We start from the raw sequence: 19881 nt of genomic DNA on the forward strand, positions 1-19881 counted from the left end.
GAAAAATCGGTAAAATATTTTACCGATTTTTTTTTTGCTTTTCGTTTCTTTGCTCTCGATATCGGCCTTAATTATTTTAACGCTATATCCACTTATAATTAATAATAAAGTATTTAGTGGTTTTATATTGAAAATTCAACGTGTTACATATTTATCTCTAGGTACTAACCAAGGAAACAAGTTAGAAAACTTACAAAAAGCCATCAATTTAATTAGTGATAAGATTGGTGCTATACAAAAAGTAGCTTCGGTTTACAAAACAGCTTCTTGGGGATTTGATAGCGAAGATTTTTTGAATACTTGCATTCAAGTTTCTACATATTTACCTCCAGAAGTTTTAATGGTAAAACTTCTTTCTATCGAAAAAGAATTAGGTAGAAATAGAAAAAACAAAAACGGTTATTCTGATAGAGTTATAGATATTGATATTTTATTATTTGATGATGAAATTATCTTTTCTAAAAATTTAATTGTTCCACATCCACGAATGTTGGAACGTAAATTTGCCTTAGCTCCTTTAGTTGAAATTGCTCGTAATGTAATTCATCCAATCGTTAAAAAACATTTGTTTATTTGTTTAGAGAATTGTAACGATGATTCTGAAATTACAGTTATTGATGAAAAGTTAGTTAGACCCATTCCAATTTCAGAGAAGTTTAATTACATTGCTATTGAAGGAAATATAGGTGCTGGCAAAACATCTTTAGCCAACATGATGTCTGACGAATTTAATGCCAAAGTAGTCTTGGAACGTTTTGCAGACAATCCGTTTTTACCTAAGTTTTATCAAGACGAAGAACGCTTTGCTTTTCCTTTAGAAATGAGCTTCTTAGCAGATCGTTATCAGCAATTATCAGATGATTTAGCCCAATTTGACTTGTTTAAAAACTTCATTGTTTCTGATTACTATATTTTCAAATCCCTCATTTTTGCTCAAGTTACTTTACATAAAGACGAATATATTTTGTACCGAAAAATGTTTGATATGATGTACAATGAAATCACAAAACCAGATTTGTATGTATACTTATATCAAAATACGGAAAGGCTACTACAAAACATAAAAAAACGTGGTCGTGATTATGAACAAAATATAGAAGGGAGTTACTTACAAAAAATACATGATGGTTACAGTAATTTTATCCAAACTCAACAAGATTTAAACATTTTAATTATTGATGTTTCTGAACTAGATTTTGTTAATAACGAAGATGATTACCACTATATAATAAACAAGATCAAGAATCACAATCCTTGATCTTATGAATATAATATTTTTTAGAAGACTGCTTACTTCTGAATCAATTCTAACTTTTCAGCAAAATACTCACAAAAATCGCGCATGGTAGCACTCATTTTTTGGTCGTCTGTTGCGCGTTCAAAAGAGTTCGCCATAGATACGAGTGTTTGATGAAAAAATTGCTTCATTTCATCTACAGGCATGTCTTTAGTCCATAAATCCATACGAAGTGTATCTTTTTTCTTATGATCCCAAACAGATAACATAATTGCTTTAGAAGGTTCATTATTAATCCCACCATCTTGTGCATTCCAAGAAATTTCTTCTGGTACTCTATTTTCGTCTAATCCTACTGTAAATGTAATTTTTGATGTATGCTCTACCGCCATTATCTTTTCGGTTTATATTTAGATTTTTGGAAGATTTCCTCTTCTTTTATTTGCATTAATTGTTGCAAAGATACATCATTATTTTGCATATAAGAACGTACAATTTGCCAGCCAATAAACACTCCTATTCGTCCTGGAGACAGCGTATCATTACCTAAATAAAACTTAGAAAATGGGGCTATATCTAAAAATCGCTGGTTTAATTTTAAATCGGTACTATATAATAAGTCTCTCTCTATAAAATACTTCCAAACATCTTCTTCTGAGTTTATTGCCCAATTAAATTTCTCCTCTGAATACCCTATTTTTTCTTTGTCAAATACTTTTGGTAAATAAGCATCTAGTAAGTACATCTTTTTCCCTTCTGAAATCATTTTCTCTAAAAACAGACGGTTTTTATTAGGTAAAACCTGTTTATTAATTATAGAATTAGCAACATCTACAATTATATGTTCTTTAGTATTGTTTTGTTTGATGTACGCTGGGTAATCATTATAAAACTCATGCTTCTTTCCTAAATAAGCATCTAAAGAAATCAACAACAAACTATCTGCAAAAACCACGCGATTATCATAATCGATATTGGTTAGCATAGTAATTACTCTAGGTGTGTTGAATTTAGGATTGTAATACTTTACATGCTGAAAAAGACTTTTTAATTGAACTTCAATAGCAGATACATTATTAAACACTTTTTGAGTCTCTGAAAATAATTCTTGCTCATCCTTATTCTTAATTTTTTGAACCCAAATACTATCAACATCCGAAGGAAATAACATAGGATATTTTTTCTTGGTCGATGATAATGTTTTTTCTGTTGATGTATAAAAATCAACATCAAATCTATCTATTTTTACATCTACTGGAATATGAGAAACATCAACCTGTTTTATAGTAGATTTTTGGCAAGAAATAAAAAGGAATATCAGTAGAGAAACTCTTAAAAAATTTTGCATTAACTTTAGTATATTTACATTCAAAATTAAAACTTCAAATTTACTAAAATAGTATATAATGAACGTACCAAAAGTTACTGAACATATTGTAAAATGGTTAAAGAATTACGCAGAAAATGCAAAAGTTAAAGGTTTTGTAGTTGGTGTTTCTGGAGGGATTGATAGTGCTTTAACTTCTACATTATGTGCTAAAACTGGCTTACCTACTTTATGTTTAGAAATGCCTATCCATCAAGCAGAAAGCCAAGTAAGCAGAGCTTTAAACCATGTAGATTGGTTAAAAAGTAATTTTGATAATGTCTCAATGAAACAAGTTAATTTAACCCCTGTATTTGACAGCTTAGTCAATTCCTTGCCTCCTGTAGAAAACGAAGAAGAACGTTTTATGGCTTTAGCAAATACCAGAGCTAGATTAAGAATGACATCTTTATATTATTTTGCTGGCTTACAAGGTTTACTAGTAGCCGGTACAGGAAATAAAGTAGAAGATTTTGGTGTTGGTTTCTTTACAAAATATGGTGATGGCGGTGTAGATTTAAGTCCCATTGCTGATTTAATGAAATCTGAAGTTTATGAAATTGCAAAACACTTAGGAGTAAACAAAGACATTATTGTTGCTCCCCCAACAGATGGATTGTGGGGTGATGATCGAACAGACGAAGATCAAATTGGCGCTTCATACGACGAATTAGAATGGGCAATGCGAATGCAAGACGCAGGAAAATTGGACACCGATTTTAAAGGTCGTGAATTAGAAGTGTATAAAATTTACACACGGCTAAACCGTATTAACCAACATAAAATGGTACCAATACCTGTTTGTAAAATACCTAATAACCTAAAGTAAATTTGCTGATATCATCAGCATTTTTATTTTTCTGTAGGCATGCTTTTTGTGACCATTAGATATTTGAAACGGGAGTTTTAAAAACAGCCAGACAAGCTGACAAATTTGTAGCAATTTTCTCATAATTTTTGGTTTTCTTATTCTTTTCTATAGGGGAGTGCCGCAAATGTACAAAAAAACAATGGATTAGTTAAAGTTATGAGAAAAAATAGTTAAACCACCCTATTTAACTTATCAAAAAGTAATTTTTTTAATTCAGTATAATTAGTGATTTCTTCTAAATCTGGAGTAATTTGCTGGGTTTGAATACCATTTAAAACTTCACTTATTTTCTTTTCAATTAAAATACGTCGTAAGTTTAACATCGCATCGCTTACCAATTTTGGTAGTATTTTAGCTGTAGAAGTGACAAATATTTCTTTTCGCTCCCAATCACTTAATGAATATTTTTCTTCATCCATTAAAATATTGGTCACTAAACCTGAAATCACTGGATTTTCATGAGCTACTAACTGTTCAATAGAAATTTTTTCTTCTTGGTTTAGTTGATGTATTAATTCATAATACACCGTTTTAAACACTTCATTAGAAAACTCAATCTCATCTTCTTGTAAATTCAAATACAACTCATTAGAAACAGTATTTTTATACTCCTCTTTTTCTATTATGGGTCTTCCTTGTTTATCTTCACCGTCTACCCAATTCACAAAATCTACTTCTTCATTTCCATACAATAATAGAATACGAAGTATCTCTTTTTCTAGAATATTAAGTTGGTTAATACTTTCTGATGATTTACCTGGTGACTTTACAACTCCCATTGCAGCTTGCTCTTGTTCTAAAAAGTACTCTGGCGGTGGTTGATCATAATTGCTTTGATTCTGTTTTGCTTTGTTTGTAACATCTTTTTTAAGTAATTGTGCTAATTCACTAAACAAAACACGTTCTGAGATATCCATAATACGAGCACATTCTTGTATATATACTTCTCGCTGGATAGCATCTGGGATTTTAGATATACTCGTAACAATATCACGAATTAAACCTGCCTTTTTTACAGGATCATTAGCAGCATCTTTCATTAATAAAGACACTTTAAAATTAATAAAATCTTGCGCTGTGGTTTCTAAATATTCTTTTAACTCAACATCTGAATGTGATTTAGCGAAACTATCAGGATCTTCTCCTTCAGGAAAAGAAACAACCTTCACATTCATTCCTTGTTCGAGAATTAAATCAATTCCACGAAGAGAAGCTCTTATCCCCGCTGCATCACCATCAAACAGCACTGTAATATTATTGGTTAATCGATGCACCAATCTAATTTGATCAGAAGTTAAAGCAGTACCCGAAGAAGCTACTACATTCTCTATTCCTGATTGGTGAAACGAAATAACATCTGTATATCCTTCTACTAAAAAACAATTATCTTGTTTTGCAATTTCCTTTTTAGCTTGATAAACTCCGTAGAGAATTTTACTCTTATGGTAGATATCGCTCTCAGGAGAATTTAAATATTTTGCCGCTTTTTTATCATTTGTTAGAATTCTTCCTCCAAAACCTAAAATTCGACCAGACATACTGTGGATAGGAAACATTACACGTCCTTTAAATCGATCGAATTTCTTTTCTTCTGCTCCTCCTTCTTTTACAATAGTTAACCCAGTAGATTTTAAGTATTTCAAGTCATATCCTTTACTCAATGCAGCCTTGGTAAAGTTGTCCCATTCATCTTTACAGTATCCTAAATCAAACTTCTCAACGACATCTTCTCTAAAGCCTCTCTCTTTAAAATATGATAACCCGATAGCACGCCCCTGTTGAGTGTTCATTAATACATCATGAAAATAATCTTTGGCAAATTTGGAAACCAAAAACATACTCTCTCGTTCATTAATTTGTTGCTTTTGTTCATCAGTTTGTTCAGTTTCTTCAATTTCTATATTGTATTTTTTTGCTAACCAACGAATAGCCTCTGGGTATGAATAATGCTCGTGTTCCATTAAAAATGAAATAGCATTTCCTCCTTTACCTGTACTAAAGTCTTTCCAGATTTGTTTTACTGGAGATACCATAAAAGATGGAGATTTCTCGTCAGTAAATGGACTTAGCCCTTTGAAATTACTTCCCGCTTTTTTTAATTGTACAAACTCACCGATTACCTCCTCTACACGAGCAGTTTCAAAAACACGGTCTATGGTTTGTTTAGTTATCATAAAAAGGAATTAAAAACCTCACAAACTTAAAAAATATCTGTGAGGTAATTTAGATTTTATTAAAGCACTCTCAATTATTTCGAGAGATAATAATTTTGTTCTTTTAATTAAGACGCTGCTTTTAATTTTTTTAATGTTGTATTCGTTAATTTATGTTCTGCATACTCTTTAGTCACCAAAAGTTCTTTGATTTCAGAACCTGGTAACTCAAACATTGCATCGGTTAAAATAGCTTCACATAAAGATCGTAAACCACGAGCTCCTAACTTATATTGTACCGCTTTATCTACAATATATTGTAAGGCCTCTTCTTCAATTGAAAACGCTACGTCATCCATAGAAAAAAGCTTGGTATATTGTTTAATTATTGAATTTTTAGGTTCTGTTAAGATGGCTCTTAATGTTTTGGCATCTAACGGATTCATATAACTCAATACTGGTAAGCGACCAATAATTTCTGGAATTAACCCGAACGATTTTAAATCTGAAGGAATAATGTATTGTAGTAAATTTTCTTCATCAATTTTATCATCCTCTAAAGATGCCCCAAAACCAACTGCTTGACGGTTCAATCTTTTACTGATAATTCTATCAATTCCTGAAAAAGCTCCTCCTGCTACAAATAAAATATCTTTTGTATCAACTTGAATAAACTTTTGCTCAGGATGTTTTCTTCCTCCTTTTGGAGCAACGTTAACTACTGTTCCTTCTAATAACTTTAGCAATGCTTGTTGTACTCCTTCTCCAGATACATCACGAGTAATCGAAGGATTATCTCCTTTACGAGCAATTTTATCTATTTCATCTATAAAAACAATTCCTTTTTCAGCTTTTTCAACGTCATAATCCGCCGCTTGTAATAAACGACTTAAAATGCTTTCCACGTCTTCGCCAACATATCCTGCTTGTGTTAAAACTGTAGCATCTACAATAGAAAAAGGAACATTTAACATTTTAGCAATTGTTCTAGCTACTAATGTTTTACCTGTACCTGTATCTCCTACTAAAACAATGTTCGATTTTTCAATTTCAACTTCGTTTACATCGCTCTTAGTTTGTAATAACCTTTTATAATGATTGTAAACAGCAACAGACATTGCTTTTTTGGTTTGATCTTGACCAATGATGTATTCATCTAAAAAGTCCTTTATTTCTTTAGGTTTTTTTAAAATCAAATCATTAGATAGACTTGTACTTTTTGCTTCCGCAACTTCTTCTTCTACTATTCCGTGTGCCTGCTCAATACATTTATCACAAATATGAGCATCCATACCTGCTATAAGCAAATCTGTTTCAGATTTTTTGCGTCCGCAAAACGAGCACTGTAAGTCTTGTTCTTTTGACATTTTTTTATTGTTAAACCTTTAGCTCAGAGCTAAACTGATCATTATTTTCTGCTTAAAATTTCATCAACCATACCATAAGTTTTCGCTTCTTCAGCTTTCATCCAATAATCTCTATCAGAATCATCGTGAACTTTTTCTATAGTTTGTCCTGAATGTTTTGCTATAATTTGATACAATTCATCTTTTAATTTCAAAATTTCACGAGTTGTAATTTCGATATCTGATGCTTGTCCTTGAGCTCCACCTAAAGGTTGATGAATCATAATTCTTGAATGTGGTAATGCAGAACGTTTTCCTGCTGCTCCTGCACACATTAATACAGCTCCCATAGAAGCAGCCATACCTGTACAAATAGTGGCTACATCTGGCTTTATAAACTGCATGGTATCATATATACCTAAACCTGCATACACTCCACCTCCAGGAGAATTAATATATATTGAAATATCTTTAGAAGCATCAACACTTTCTAAGAATAATAATTGAGCTTGAATGATGTTTGCTACCTGATCATCGATACCAGTACCTAAAAAGATAATTCTATCCATCATCAAACGAGAAAAAACATCCATTTGAGTAATATTCATTTGACGCTCTTCCATAATATAAGGCGTTAAACTACTTACTATTTTACCGTAATGAGTGCTATTTATTCCGTGATGCTTAGTTGCGTATTTTTCGAATTCTTTTCCGTAATCCATTATGGCTTTTTGTTTTTTAAGTTACGAACTGTAAAGATACAAAGATTTTCTGTGAAAAAAGAAGATGTTTCAGAGTTCCAAAATCACAACAAGGTTTCAAAGATAAACACGAAATTTCAGTTAAAGTATTTAATAGAAAATGTCATTGTCTTTTCTAAAAATAGATTTATATCGTTCACTAAAAGGAACTTTCTCATTATTATCTAGAACAATTAAACTGTCTTCAAAATACATTTCTTTAATCTTATCTAAATTAACTAAATAACTCCTATGCACTTGTTTAAATTTAGTTTCTGGCAATAATTTCATAACCTCCTTTAATGACATTCTTATTAAATAGGAACTATTTGCTGAATTTAGACTGCAATATTTTTCTTCTACCGAAACATAATAAATAGAAGGCACATCAATTTTTACTACTTTTTTATTTTTTTTAACAAAAAGGTATTTTGAATATTTTTTCTTTTCTTGAATTACATTCAAATCATTACCTACATCATTAATTTTATTTTGTTTTATTTTATTTTTATTAAAATTTTCTAATACTATATTTATAGTCGTTATCAAGGTAGCTTCTTGGTATGGCTTCATTAGGTAACCATTAGGTTTTGTAGCAACAACCTCATTTAATGTTTTTTGATCTCCGTATGCTGTTAAATAGATAATTGGAATATGAAAACGGCCTCTCACTTGTTCTGCTAACCAAATCCCATTTTTATCTCCTGCTAAGTTTACATCTAATAATATCAAATCCACCTCCATCGTTTGAAGATCATTCCATACGTTTTCTGCCTTTGCAGAAGATCCAACAACTTCAAAATCATGCTCAAATAACATATCTTCTAATGAGGCTCTTGCAATTGCAGCGTCTTCTACAATATAAATTTTTACCAAATCTTTCATATACTTACTTAATCTTAAAATTTAATGTATAAGACAATCCGTTATCATTTTTAACATTTAAATTTGCATCAATTTCTTCTGAAAACATTTTAATGAGTCTTAAACCTAATGTTTTTCTATCTCCTTTATTAGAGTTTAAATTCATTCCTACACCATTATCTTTATACTCAAATTCATATTCATCTTCACCAATATATTTTATTATGATTTCTATAACGCCAACTTCACCTTCAAATGCATATTTTATTGAGTTCGTTATTAATTCATTCAAAATTAAACCCAAAGTAGTCGCATAATTAACAGGCAACATTATCTTTTTAATTTTTATTTCTAATGAAATTTTTAAATCTTCTGATAACTTCACTAATCTACTTCCTAATTCACGCACATATTTATCCATTGAAATTGTTGATAACGTTTTTTCATTATAGAGCATTTCATGCACTAATGCAATGGAATTAATATATCGTTGTAAATCATTTAACATATTTTCGATTTCTGGATTCTTATATTTTTTAGATTGTAAATAGAGTAAGCCTGATATCAACTGCAAATTATTTTTAACCCGATGATGGATTTCTTTTAGCAAAACTGTTTTCTGTGATAAAACTTGCTCAATTTCGAGCTTTTGACTTTGAATATTTTGCCTATCGCTTCTAGATTTTATTATAAATACAATAATACTTGTTAGTATAATTAATAAAAAAACAATTGCATATGTAACCTCTTTTAATAATGTATTATCGACCATTATTAGCAACTTTATTTATAAATAACCATTCTTTAAATATCAAAAATTGAAATAAAATATAAAAAAAGGTATTAAAGATCCAAATATCAATATAAGGATCTTCTATAAACACAAGTTGATAGTTCCCTGACATAAATATTAGAGAACTACATATCAAGTATAAAATAAGCCCTATGCTAAAATAAAAATATTCTTTTTTATTATTCAACGTGTTAAATAAATGAATGAATCCATAAATAACCAATAAGGCTGAAGTACTTACTATTTCAAACAAGTTAAATTGCCAAAAAATTTTAGGATTCAAAACATAACCAGCTGTAATTAATAGAGTTATTGTAACGTAAGAAACAATCACAATTTTCTTTAAAGTTATATCAATAAATAATTCTCTAAAGAAAATACTCAACAATAAAAATTGACTGTTAAAATAAAAATGAGATAAAAAAGAATTTTCTCCTGGTTTTAAATAACCAATTAGATTGCATAATAATTCAACAAAAAATAAGATCACAAGATATGCAGTAACAGTTTTGTATAATTTGTTACGTTTTTTCATTTTTAATGAAAATAAAAAAGCATTCATCAATAATAAAAAAAGACTAAAAATACTAAGAGTAAAACCCCAAAAAAATGGATCCATAATTTTATACTATTTTTTACTAATATAAAAAAAACCGACACTTTCGTATCGGTTTTATATATTTAATAATTTTCATTGACCTATCCTCCAAAGTCATCAAAACGGATGTTTTCATCTGGTATACCAAAGTCTTCTCCCATTTTTTGTACTGCTTTGTTCATTAATGGTGGTCCACAGAAATATAATTCTATATCTTCTGGTGAATCGTGTTTACTTAAATAGTTGTCAATTACACAATTGTGAACGAATCCTACAAAACCATCCCCTTCTGCTTCCATGCTATCTTTTACTTTCCAGTTATCTTCTGGTAAAGGCTCAGATAATGCAATATGGAATTTAAAGTTAGGGAAATCTTTCTCTAACTGGTAAAAATGATCTAAATAGAATAATTCACGTTTAGAACGTCCTCCATACCAATAAGAAACTTTTCTTCCTGTTTTTAAAGTTTTGAATAAGTGATATAAATGAGAACGCATTGGTGCCATACCTGCTCCTCCTCCTACATATAACATTTCTGCGTCAGATTCATTAATGAAGAACTCTCCATAAGGTCCTGAAATAGTCACTTTATCTCCCACTTTTCTTGAGAAAACATATGAAGAAGCAACTCCTGGATTTACATCCATCCATCCACCTTTTGCTCTATCAAAAGGAGGAGTAGCAATACGAACGTTTAACATAATTTCACGTCCTTCCGCAGGGAAAGAAGCCATAGAATATGCTCTTTCAACCGTTTCTGGATTCTTCATTACTAACGGCCATAACTTAAACTTATCCCATTCCTCTTGGAACTTGTCTGGAGTTTCATGCTCTTCTGGGTGTGCTGTAATATCCATATCAGCAAACTTCACTTCACAAGGTGGAATTTCAATTTGAATATATCCTCCTGCTTTGTACCCCATATCTTCTGGTATTTCTACCACAAATTCTTTAATAAAGGACGCAACGTTGTAATTGCGAACTACTGTAGCTTCCCATTTCTTAATCCCAAAAATCTCTTCTGGGATAGAAATATCCATGTCTTGTTTTACTTTTACCTGACATGCTAAACGAATACCATGTTGTAATTCTTTGCGTGTAAAATGAGGTGTTTCTGTAGGTAAAGCTTCACCTCCGCCAGAGTTAACGTGACACTCACATTGTACACAAGATCCACCACCACCACATGCAGATGGTAAAAATATTTTTTCATTTCCTAAAGTTGACAATAAAGTACCCCCTGAAGCTACTTCTATTGTTCTTTCACCATTAATAGTAATTTTTACAGGTCCTGATGGCGCTAATTTTTGTTTTACAAATAACAATAAAGCTACTAATACTAAAGTAATAACTAAAAATGCTAATACTGTTACAGCTACTGTTCCTCCTGTGCTTACTTCTAAAAACATCATTATTCTGTAATTTTTTTAGTGTTATCTGCTAATTCTTTTTCAGTTTCTTCTTTCTCTGTTTCGTTTACTTTTGTTAACGAATCTTCTACTTGTTTTTGCTCTACTTTGATTTCAGCCTTTGGCGCTTCTTTCTTCTTACTAGCATCATCTCCACCAGTTAACATTCCACCAAAACTCATAAATCCAATAGCCATCAAACCAGTAATAATAAATGTAATTCCTAGTCCTCTTAAGGCAGGAGGCACAGAAGAATATCTGATTTTCTCTCGAATTGCAGCAATTGCTAAAATAGCCAAAAACCAACCAATACCTGAACCAATACCATAAACTAATGATAAACCTAATGTTGGAATCTCACGAGACTGCATAAATAAAGATCCTCCTAAAATTGCACAGTTTACTGCAATCAACGGTAAGAAAATACCTAATGAATTGTATAATGCTGGTGCAAACTTCTCAACAATAATTTCTACCAATTGTACCATGGTTGCAATGGTTGCAATAAACATGATAAATGATAAGAAACTTAAATCGTACTCTGCATATTCTGCTCCTAACCAAGACAATGCTCCTGGCTGTAATAAATATTGATCTAATAACCAGTTGATAGGTACGGTAACTGCCAATACGAAGATTACCGCTGCTCCTAAACCTACTGCTGTAGATACTTTTTTAGATACTGCAAGATAAGAACACATTCCTAAGAACGTAGCAAATACCATGTTATCTATAAATATTGACTTGAAAAATAATTCTAAATGTTCCATTTTTCTATATTTTAATGAATCTAACTAAGGTTAGTCTTCAATTAATGCTTTATTTCTACTACGTTGTACCCAAATGATAATCCCTACAACTATTAATGCCATTGGTGATAATAACATAAATCCGTTGTTTTCATATCCTAAAGCATATAATCCAGTTTTTTCTATTGGATCTCCTAGTACTTTAAATCCTAATAGAGTTCCCGAACCTAATAATTCTCTAAAAAAACCAACAGCAATCAATATTAAACCGTAACCTGCTGCGTTCCCAATTCCATCTAAGAATGATCTCCATGGTCCGTTACCCAAAGCAAATGCTTCAAAACGCCCCATAATAATACAGTTTGTAATAATTAACCCAACAAAAACAGATAGTGTTTTACTCAATTCGTAAGCAAAAGCTTTTAAAACTAAATCAACAATAATTACCAATGCTGCAACAACTATTAATTGTACAATAATTCTAATTTTTGATGGAATGATATTACGCATTAATGAAATTACCACATTCCCAATAGCTAAAACTGCCATTACAGAAATAGCCATCACTATTGACGCTTTTAACTCTGCAGTAATTGCTAATGCTGAACAAATACCTAATACTTGAATAGTAATTGGGTTGTTGTCTGCTAATGGGTCAGTAATTAATGCTGCGTCTTTTTTTGATAAAAGTCCCATATATTATTTTTTTAAAGTTTTAAAATAAGGCATGTAAAGGTTTAAATCACTTTTAATCATAGCTGTTACACCATTCCCAGTAATTGTTGCTCCTGCTATAGCGTCTACCTCGTTATCTGTCTTATTTTCGTTTTTTGGATCGTTGTTTCCTTTGGTTACATTAATTCCTTTAAAATCACCTGCTTCATTTAACAAATGTTCACCGATAAAATCATCCATAAAGAAACGTTGCTTTATATTAGCACCTAAACCAGGTGTTTCTCCTTTGTGATCAAAATAAGCACCTTGTACCACCATGTTTTCATCCATAGCTACGTACCCCCAAATAGCATCCCAAAGACCTTTACCTCTAATTGGAGCTATATAAAACATTTTACCTTCTTTTTCCCCAACAAACAATGGCAATCTTCTTGTTTTACCTGCCTTTGCATTTGTTTGTTCTTTTTTAACATCAATTAAATATGCTTGACTATCTTCAGTAATTTTATCACCTTCAATAACGATTTGTTTTTTGATGTACTTCGTAAACTCTTGTTCTGCAATCTCTGTAGAAACAAAATTTGCATTTGTTTCATCATTTTGATTTACGCCCATGGCGTATAAAATGTTTTGTTGCTTTTCTATACGTTTATTAGCATCAATATTTCCTCTTAATGAAGATGCTGTAAAAGCTAATAATGCACCTACTATTAACACCATTCCTATGGCGAAAAGTATTGTATATAAATTACTATCTGTTCTCTTACTCATAATTAGGCAGTTTTAACTTTAGCACGTTTTAATCTTCTCTTCACATTTCCTTGAACCACATAATGGTCAATTGTTGGAGCAAAAACGTTCATTAATAAAATCGCTAACATCACTCCTTCTGGATATGCGGGATTAAATACACGAATCATAATCGAAACAAAACCGATTAAGAAACCGTAAATCCATTTTCCTTTGTTTGTTTGTGATGCAGATACTGGGTCTGTTGCCATATATACTGCTCCAAATGCAAAACCTCCAATTAGTAAATGTTTCCAAAAATCTAAAGACATCAATCCATAGAATTTACTTGTTTCACCAATCCAACCAAAATCAACAACTTGGTTAAAGATGAATCCCATTACTAAGGCTCCAATTACTGATGACAACATAATTCTCCAACTTCCAATCTTCGTAAAGATTAAGAATAAAGCTCCTAATAAGATTAAGAATGTTGAAGTTTCACCAACTGAACCCGGAATAAATCCGAAGAACATATCAGAAACTGAATAGCTTAATGGCTGTGATTGTGCTAAACTTCCTAGAATCGTTTCACCAGAAATAGCATCTGCTTTCCCTATTGACTCTACCGCTCCTTGTACCCAAACCTTATCTCCAGACATCCAAGTTGGATATGCAAAGAATAAAAACGCACGAATTGTTAGTGCTGGGTTTAAGATGTTCATCCCTGTTCCTCCAAAAACTTCTTTACCAATTACCACACCGAATACTACTGCAACAGCTAACATCCATAATGGTAAATCTACTGGTACAATTAACGGAACTAACATTCCTGTTACTAAGTACCCTTCTTCTACTTCGTGTCCTTTAATTACAGCAAAAATGAATTCTACTGCCAGACCAACCACATAAGAAACTATAACTAATGGAAGAATCTTAACAATTCCAATCCATAAGTTATCAAGATTCCAAAAGTTTCCGCTAAAAAAGCTCATTGCTCTTTCAGCCTCTCCTGTTGCTACGTGATGTTGGTAACCAGCATTAAACATCCCGAAAATTAAACACGGCACTAATGCCATAATTACGATATTCATCGTACGTTTTAAATCGTCTGCTGCTTTAATATGAGTTCCATTGTGAGTGGTCTCATTTGGCAAATATAAAAAGGTGTGAATTGCGTTAAACGCAGGTGCCATCTTAGTACCTTTATATTTCTCTTTTAAATTATGTAAATTTTGTTTTAAGCCCATATCTTATCCTAATTCTTCTCTCATTAAATCTAATCCTTCGCGAACTATCTTTTGGTGAGGTTGTTTAGACACACAAATAAATTCTGTTAAAGCGAAATCTTCTGGTGCAACTTCGTAAGCTCCTAATCCTTCCATTTCGTCAAGATCTTTATACATACAAGCTTTTAATAATTGCATCGGATAGATATCTAATGGAAATACTTCTTCGTACGAACCTGTTACCACAAATGCTCTGTGCTCCCCGTTTGTATTCGTATTTAAGTCGTATTTTTTCTTTGGATTTAGCCAAGAGAACGTAAATGCTCTTGAAGTAGAAATCTTATTAAATACTGGCTTGTTCCATCCGAATAACTCATAATCATTTCCTTCTGGAATAGCCGTAATTTGATTGTCATAAAAACCAATAAATCCTTTTTCACCAACTTCTAATCCGCTTAATACATTTCCACTAATAACACGGGTGTTATCAGTATCTAAATTCCCTTTTACAACCTCAGCAATATTCGCTCCTGGTAATGCAGTAACATATTGTGGAGTTTTAAATTTAGAACCTGTTAAAGCAATCGTACGTTTTGCATTGAACTTCCCTGTTAACAATAACTCACCGATAACCACTAAATCTTGAGGTGTAACGACCCACACAACTTCTCCTTTGTTAATAGGATCTATTTGTGCAATTTGTGTGCTTACATTCCCTACAGGATGTGGTCCAGAAACTTTATGAACCTCAACTCCTTTTGTGGTAGCTAATGGCGAACTATTAGATCCTACAGAAACATGTACTTTACCATCAGTCAACTTTGTTAAAGCTGTTAAAGCAACTTGTAATTCAGCTTCTTTACCTTTTAACGTATAGTCATAATCTGCTGCCAACGGAGCACTTGCATAAGCCGACACAAAAATAGCTTTTGGAGCTTGATTTGGATTTGCAACAACATCGTACGGACGTTGCTTGATGAATGGCCAGCATCCTGCTGCAAATAAGTGCTTTTTCACTTCTTCACCAGACATAGCTGCTACATCTTTTTTTCCAAAATCCTCAAACGCTTGATTGCTATCTGCAGTGATTTTAATTTCTAATACTTTTCTCCTTGCTCCACGCGTAATCTCAGTAATTTTACCACTTACAGGACTCGGAAATAAAATACGTTCATCACTTTTTGCATGAAAAAGTGCTTGACCTGCTTTTACCTCAGTTCCTTCTTTTGCTAAAATTTTAGGAATAACGCCGTGAAAATCTTCTGGCTTTATTGCATAAACACTACCTATAGGAAGTTCGGTAGTCACTTGTTTTGCTTCACCAACGAGCTTAATATCAAGCCCTTTCTTTATACGGATGTCTTTTGACATAGTAACTATTGATTTGATTCTCTTAAAAAACACGCAAATTTAAAAATTTTGGGTACTAGATATGGCCAAATATTATTTTATCTTCCGTAAAACATCTTATTTATATTTGTTCTAAATAATTTTAATTTGTCTTTGGCTTACATTTTGATACTTTTGCTATATATGTTGAAAAAGTATTTTTTTTTACCCCTTATATTCTTTTCCTTTTTAGGGAAAGCACAAAATATTAAAACCGTACAGCTAAGACCCATAAATAGCAATTCCTTTTCTGCGATTGTTCCGTTAGGTAGTATTTTAGAATTATCTTTTGATGATTTAGACGCTGACAATAAAGAATATCAATATAGAGTTCAGCATATGACCTATGATTGGAAACCGAGCAACCTAACCTCCAATCAATATATAAATGGGTTTGCAGAAAATTACATTAATGATGTTACCAACTCATTTAACACTTTGCAAGATTACACGCATTATTCTGTGCAAATTCCTAATGAAAACACAATCATCACAAAAAGCGGAAACTATTTAATTTCAGTATTAAACTATAATAATGAAGTTGTTTTTACACGTCGTTGTGTATTTTATGAAGACTTAACTATGGTTGGTGTTGCCGCTTTTAGAAGCAGGTTTATAAAAACCATAAACGAACAACAAACCGTTCAGTTTTCGATTAATTATCCCGAACTACAAATTAACAATCCTGCACAAGAAATTAAAGTTGTTCTTTTTCAAAATAATAACTGGAATACCGCAATCACCAATATACAACCACAGTTTTTTAGACCTCAACAGTTAATTTACAATTATACTCAAACTACAAACTTTTGGGGAGGTAACGAGTTTTTAAATTTTGATAATAAAACTATCAGAAATACAAACTTAAACATCGCTAAAACTGAACGCGAGGAAGTTTATCATAATTATCTTTATACCAACGAACCTCGCGCCAACAAACCTTATTCGTACAACCCTGATATTAATGGAGAATTTATTGTGCGTACTTTAGATGCTAACGACAAAACAACCGAAGCAGATTATGCTACCATTCATTTTTCTTTGGATTCACATAAACCTTACCTTAATAAAGAAGTATACGTTTACGGAGCGTTTAATAACTTCGAATTATCCGAAGAAAACAAAATGACGTACAACAAGAAGGATAAAATATACAAAGCTGCCGTTTCTTTAAAGCAAGGTTTTTATAATTATTGCTTTGCGACTGTTGATAGAGACAGAAACGTAAACTTAAACGAAGTAGACGGTTCTTTCTACGAAACTGAAAACGAATACACTGTCATCGTATACTACCACCCTTTTGGAGAAATTTATGATCGTGTTGTTGGAGTAGGAAACGGCTTCTTCAATCAAAACAGATAATCTGTAAATTCTGCTGTTGTAATATTCAATAAAAACTTTTACATTTATTGAATGTTTCAACAAATAACAAAAGGTATTAAGATTTCGGTAAAAACCACTTACAACGGAATCATAACACGTGGTCATTTTAATTATCATGCCTTTAGTTATTTTATAACTATTGAAAACAAATCGAAAGACACAGTACAGTTATTAGAAAGATACTGGACCATACACGATTCATTAAACAAAACAGAATTTATAGAAGGAGAAGGCGTTGTAGGGCAAAAACCCATTTTACATCCTAATGATGAGTACAATTATAAATCTAATTGTTTTTTACTCTCTACACATGGGGCAATGTCTGGCAATTACAAAATGATAAAGACAGAATCTACTGAAAGATTTTTAGTAACCATACCAACTTTTCAACTAACCACAACCCCTACGCTTAACTAATGGCGAAAAAAAATAAGCTCGTAATAATTAAAAATTCAAATTGCTTAAACTGCGGATATCCTTTTTCGGGTCAAGAAATATTTTGCCCTGAATGTGGACAAAAAAATAAAGGAGATAAATTGACTTTCGGAGCTTTTCTTAAAGAACTTTTTAATGGTCTTACTTCTTGGGACGCTAAATTTTGGAAAACCTTAATCCCTTTATTATTTTCCCCTGGAAAAGTATCCAAAGACTATATTGAAGGAAAAAGAACTCGGTATGTAAATCCGTTTCGTTTTTATTTAACTACATCTATTATTTTCTTTTTAATCATTGGTTTTACAGATAGTTATAGTAAATTAAACATGCTTAGAAGTGGTAGAAATGTCTCCTCTTTTAAAAATGTGCAAATATCAAAAAACGGAATTAAAACAGTTGAAAAACCAATAAATTTAGACTCCATTCAAGATGTTGTTTTCAAAGAAATAGATAAAGCTCAAAAGAGAAAAGATTCTATTAATAGCTTAATAGCACTCGATTCTTTAAACAATATTAACGACTCCATAAAAACTAAAAATCAAGCAGATGGCTTCAACGTGTCTTTAGCAGATAATAAAAACGTGATGTCATTTCTTAAATTTCAAAAGAACAATCCTAAAATTTCTATAGACACTGCTTTGGATAGTTTACATATGGAAAAAACATTTTCTAACAGATTTTGGTACTCAAGAGCAGAAGTTATAAACTCTTTTGTATCTAAAGAAGGTGAAAGTAATAAATTTAATAAGCAACTATTGTCTTACGCTTCTATTTCTCTATTCATTTTACTTCCTTTATTCACTTTCTTTTTAAGAATTATTTATTTTAGAAGAAAATTCACCTATGTAGAACACTTGGTTTTCGTATTTCATGTACAAACCGTTTTCTTTTTACTTTTTTCTATTTTTTATCTAATTGATTTTGTAAAAGATACTAACTACATTATCCGTATTTTTTTACTTGTTTTTTTAGTTTACCTTTTTATAGCTATGAAGAAATTTTATGAGCAAGGTTACTTTAAAACTTTTTTAAAATTTATACTAGCAAACACTTTATTTATGATTATTTCATTGTTTGGAGCAATAATTGTGTCTGCAATTGCTTTTGCTTTATACTAAGATAAAACGTTTTCTAATTTAAGAAGCGTATCATTCACAAAATCAATATATTTTATACTAACTTTTTCGGAAGATTTTTGTACAGAAGTAATACTTACCGTTTCGGCATAAGATCTTTTCATTTTTAAAGAAACTTCTTTATTTCCTTTTTTGGTATCTTGATGAAATGATAAAATATTTTCTTGTGAAAACTCTGGGTCTGAATTTAACCAATCTGCAAACCAGTCTTGTCTCAGTTTTTTCATTTCTTCGGTATACAAAGTCGAGCTCGACCAAATTTTAGGCTCTTGAGATAAACGGCTAAAATGCTTTTGATTTCCATCCCAAACTAACTCGTAGGCTTTTAAAGTATTTTTCCAATCAACCAACACAATTGTAAAAGGTTCTATTCCTTCAAAATCGAAATGCTCAATAATTTCTATCGGATTATTCACTTGTAGCAATTGTTTTACAATTACACCTCTACTCAATCTATATGAAGTATCCCTTTTATGTTTTTCAAAACCACCATTTAGCAAACAAATCAATCGTTTTTTTTCGCTTAATCCAATCCAAGTTCCTCCTGCTATTTCATCTTTCGGATATATCAACTCCACCCCATTTTCTTTATACTTTATTGGCGGTATTGTTTTTCGCTTTGGATTCTCATCTCGATTAGAGGTTAAAATAAAATCATTACCTCCAAGCGGTAAATAAGTTACTGTACACATTAATTAGGGATTTATAAATAAACTCTCTAGATTTCTTTAAGTCGGTTTAATGTAGCAAACGTTACAAAATGTTTACACTAAAAATTG

At 31.4% G+C, this 19881-nt stretch carries 20 protein-coding genes; 5 read left to right on the plus strand and 15 right to left on the minus strand.

The window, feature by feature from the left end; translation table 11 throughout:
- Positions 1-127 precede the first annotated feature (127 nt).
- The gene (gene folK, locus C7447_RS00530; RefSeq protein ID WP_148868231.1) at positions 128-1258 is read left to right on the plus strand and encodes a 2-amino-4-hydroxy-6-hydroxymethyldihydropteridine diphosphokinase; all 1131 of its coding nucleotides are present in this window, start codon (positions 128-130) and stop codon (positions 1256-1258) included.
- A gap of 32 nt (positions 1259-1290) precedes the next feature.
- Here folK and gldC read toward each other — a convergent pair whose 3' ends face one another.
- A complete protein-coding gene (gene gldC / locus C7447_RS00535) occupies positions 1291-1629 on the minus strand; it encodes a gliding motility protein GldC (RefSeq protein WP_148868232.1) in 339 nt (112 codons plus the stop codon).
- Entirely contained in the window at positions 1629-2585 is a 957-nt protein-coding gene (gene gldB, locus C7447_RS00540) for a gliding motility lipoprotein GldB (RefSeq protein ID WP_148868233.1), read from the minus strand. Before gldB ends, gldC begins: the two co-directional genes overlap by 1 nt.
- Before the next feature lie 58 nt (positions 2586-2643).
- Between gldB and nadE the strand changes: the two genes are divergently transcribed.
- Positions 2644-3432, plus strand: coding sequence for an NAD(+) synthase (gene nadE / locus C7447_RS00545; protein ID WP_148868234.1), 789 nt, complete (start codon positions 2644-2646; stop codon positions 3430-3432).
- Between the two features lie 212 nt (positions 3433-3644).
- On the opposite strand, the gene dnaG is transcribed toward nadE, so the two are convergent.
- The 12 genes from dnaG to C7447_RS00605 form a co-directional block, all read right to left on the minus strand.
- Complete coding sequence (gene dnaG / locus C7447_RS00550) at positions 3645-5648, minus strand: DNA primase (RefSeq protein WP_148868235.1); 2004 nt, start codon at positions 5646-5648, stop codon at positions 3645-3647.
- 107 nt (positions 5649-5755) lie between these two features.
- Entirely contained in the window at positions 5756-6994 is a 1239-nt protein-coding gene (gene clpX, locus C7447_RS00555; protein ID WP_148868236.1) for an ATP-dependent Clp protease ATP-binding subunit ClpX, read from the minus strand.
- Positions 6995-7035: 41 nt separating this feature from the next.
- Positions 7036-7695: an ATP-dependent Clp endopeptidase proteolytic subunit ClpP gene (gene clpP / locus C7447_RS00560; protein WP_148868237.1), complete on the minus strand. Its 660-nt coding sequence runs from the start codon at positions 7693-7695 to the stop codon at positions 7036-7038.
- 129 nt (positions 7696-7824) lie between these two features.
- Positions 7825-8598, minus strand: a complete 774-nt coding sequence (locus C7447_RS00565; RefSeq protein ID WP_148868238.1) for a LytR/AlgR family response regulator transcription factor — start codon at positions 8596-8598, stop codon at positions 7825-7827.
- A gap of 4 nt (positions 8599-8602) precedes the next feature.
- Complete coding sequence (locus tag C7447_RS00570; RefSeq protein WP_148868239.1) at positions 8603-9349, minus strand: sensor histidine kinase; 747 nt, start codon at positions 9347-9349, stop codon at positions 8603-8605.
- Positions 9339-9905 carry a hypothetical protein gene (locus C7447_RS00575; protein WP_148868240.1) on the minus strand — a complete coding sequence of 189 codons (567 nt, stop codon included), beginning with the start codon at positions 9903-9905 and terminating at the stop codon, positions 9339-9341. Before C7447_RS00575 ends, C7447_RS00570 begins: the two co-directional genes overlap by 11 nt.
- 164 nt (positions 9906-10069) lie before the next feature.
- Complete coding sequence (gene nqrF / locus C7447_RS00580; RefSeq protein WP_148869471.1) at positions 10070-11377, minus strand: NADH:ubiquinone reductase (Na(+)-transporting) subunit F; 1308 nt, start codon at positions 11375-11377, stop codon at positions 10070-10072.
- A 2-nt stretch (positions 11378-11379) separates the two neighbouring features.
- On the minus strand, positions 11380-12147 hold the full coding sequence (gene nqrE / locus C7447_RS00585; RefSeq protein WP_148868241.1) for an NADH:ubiquinone reductase (Na(+)-transporting) subunit E: 768 nt from the start codon (positions 12145-12147) through the stop codon (positions 11380-11382).
- A gap of 30 nt (positions 12148-12177) precedes the next feature.
- A complete protein-coding gene (locus tag C7447_RS00590) occupies positions 12178-12822 on the minus strand; it encodes an NADH:ubiquinone reductase (Na(+)-transporting) subunit D (protein WP_148868242.1) in 645 nt (214 codons plus the stop codon).
- A gap of 3 nt (positions 12823-12825) precedes the next feature.
- Positions 12826-13572, minus strand: a complete 747-nt coding sequence (locus C7447_RS00595; protein WP_148868243.1) for a Na(+)-translocating NADH-quinone reductase subunit C — start codon at positions 13570-13572, stop codon at positions 12826-12828.
- Between the two features lie 2 nt (positions 13573-13574).
- Positions 13575-14780: an NADH:ubiquinone reductase (Na(+)-transporting) subunit B gene (locus C7447_RS00600; RefSeq protein WP_148868244.1), complete on the minus strand. Its 1206-nt coding sequence runs from the start codon at positions 14778-14780 to the stop codon at positions 13575-13577.
- A 3-nt stretch (positions 14781-14783) separates the two neighbouring features.
- A complete protein-coding gene (locus C7447_RS00605) occupies positions 14784-16130 on the minus strand; it encodes a Na(+)-translocating NADH-quinone reductase subunit A (RefSeq protein ID WP_148868245.1) in 1347 nt (448 codons plus the stop codon).
- A 162-nt stretch (positions 16131-16292) separates the two neighbouring features.
- On the opposite strand from C7447_RS00605, the gene C7447_RS00610 reads away from it, so the two are divergent.
- From C7447_RS00610 to C7447_RS00620, 3 genes are read left to right on the plus strand one after another with little or no spacing between them, the layout of a single operon-like run.
- Positions 16293-17510, plus strand: coding sequence for a type IX secretion system plug protein (locus C7447_RS00610; RefSeq protein WP_148868246.1), 1218 nt, complete (start codon positions 16293-16295; stop codon positions 17508-17510).
- Positions 17511-17561: 51 nt separating this feature from the next.
- Complete coding sequence (gene apaG, locus C7447_RS00615) at positions 17562-17948, plus strand: Co2+/Mg2+ efflux protein ApaG (RefSeq protein ID WP_148868247.1); 387 nt, start codon at positions 17562-17564, stop codon at positions 17946-17948.
- Positions 17948-19084: a DUF3667 domain-containing protein gene (locus tag C7447_RS00620; RefSeq protein WP_148868248.1), complete on the plus strand. Its 1137-nt coding sequence runs from the start codon at positions 17948-17950 to the stop codon at positions 19082-19084. Before apaG ends, C7447_RS00620 begins: the two co-directional genes overlap by 1 nt.
- Here C7447_RS00620 and C7447_RS00625 read toward each other — a convergent pair.
- Positions 19081-19794 (minus strand): NRDE family protein, encoded by a 714-nt coding sequence (locus C7447_RS00625; RefSeq protein WP_148868249.1) that lies wholly within the window; start codon positions 19792-19794, stop codon positions 19081-19083. The genes C7447_RS00620 and C7447_RS00625 overlap by 4 nt on opposite strands.
- Between the last annotated feature and the right edge of the window lie 87 nt (positions 19795-19881).

Origin of the sequence: Tenacibaculum adriaticum, assembly GCF_008124875.1 — a bacterium.
Lineage (GTDB): Bacteria > Bacteroidota > Bacteroidia > Flavobacteriales > Flavobacteriaceae > Polaribacter > Polaribacter adriaticus.

What these genes read in the sequence shown, in the direction of transcription:
- gldC (WP_148868232.1), bottom strand. Translation starts at nt 1,629, where the DNA reads ATGGCGGTAGAGCATACATCAAAAATTACATTTACAGTAGGATTAGAC.
- gldB (WP_148868233.1), bottom strand. Translation starts at nt 2,585, where the DNA reads ATGCAAAATTTTTTAAGAGTTTCTCTACTGATATTCCTTTTTATTTCT.
- nadE (WP_148868234.1), top strand. Translation starts at nt 2,644, where the DNA reads ATGAACGTACCAAAAGTTACTGAACATATTGTAAAATGGTTAAAGAAT.
- dnaG (WP_148868235.1), bottom strand. Translation starts at nt 5,648, where the DNA reads ATGATAACTAAACAAACCATAGACCGTGTTTTTGAAACTGCTCGTGTA.
- clpX (WP_148868236.1), bottom strand. Translation starts at nt 6,994, where the DNA reads ATGTCAAAAGAACAAGACTTACAGTGCTCGTTTTGCGGACGCAAAAAA.
- clpP (WP_148868237.1), bottom strand. Translation starts at nt 7,695, where the DNA reads ATGGATTACGGAAAAGAATTCGAAAAATACGCAACTAAGCATCACGGA.
- C7447_RS00565 (WP_148868238.1), bottom strand. Translation starts at nt 8,598, where the DNA reads ATGAAAGATTTGGTAAAAATTTATATTGTAGAAGACGCTGCAATTGCA.
- C7447_RS00570 (WP_148868239.1), bottom strand. Translation starts at nt 9,349, where the DNA reads ATGGTCGATAATACATTATTAAAAGAGGTTACATATGCAATTGTTTTT.
- C7447_RS00575 (WP_148868240.1), bottom strand. Translation starts at nt 9,905, where the DNA reads ATGAAAAAACGTAACAAATTATACAAAACTGTTACTGCATATCTTGTG.
- nqrF (WP_148869471.1), bottom strand. Translation starts at nt 11,377, where the DNA reads ATGTTTTTAGAAGTAAGCACAGGAGGAACAGTAGCTGTAACAGTATTA.
- nqrE (WP_148868241.1), bottom strand. Translation starts at nt 12,147, where the DNA reads ATGGAACATTTAGAATTATTTTTCAAGTCAATATTTATAGATAACATG.
- C7447_RS00590 (WP_148868242.1), bottom strand. Translation starts at nt 12,822, where the DNA reads ATGGGACTTTTATCAAAAAAAGACGCAGCATTAATTACTGACCCATTA.
- C7447_RS00595 (WP_148868243.1), bottom strand. Translation starts at nt 13,572, where the DNA reads ATGAGTAAGAGAACAGATAGTAATTTATATACAATACTTTTCGCCATA.
- C7447_RS00600 (WP_148868244.1), bottom strand. Translation starts at nt 14,780, where the DNA reads ATGGGCTTAAAACAAAATTTACATAATTTAAAAGAGAAATATAAAGGT.
- C7447_RS00605 (WP_148868245.1), bottom strand. Translation starts at nt 16,130, where the DNA reads ATGTCAAAAGACATCCGTATAAAGAAAGGGCTTGATATTAAGCTCGTT.
- C7447_RS00610 (WP_148868246.1), top strand. Translation starts at nt 16,293, where the DNA reads ATGTTGAAAAAGTATTTTTTTTTACCCCTTATATTCTTTTCCTTTTTA.
- apaG (WP_148868247.1), top strand. Translation starts at nt 17,562, where the DNA reads ATGTTTCAACAAATAACAAAAGGTATTAAGATTTCGGTAAAAACCACT.
- C7447_RS00620 (WP_148868248.1), top strand. Translation starts at nt 17,948, where the DNA reads ATGGCGAAAAAAAATAAGCTCGTAATAATTAAAAATTCAAATTGCTTA.
- C7447_RS00625 (WP_148868249.1), bottom strand. Translation starts at nt 19,794, where the DNA reads ATGTGTACAGTAACTTATTTACCGCTTGGAGGTAATGATTTTATTTTA.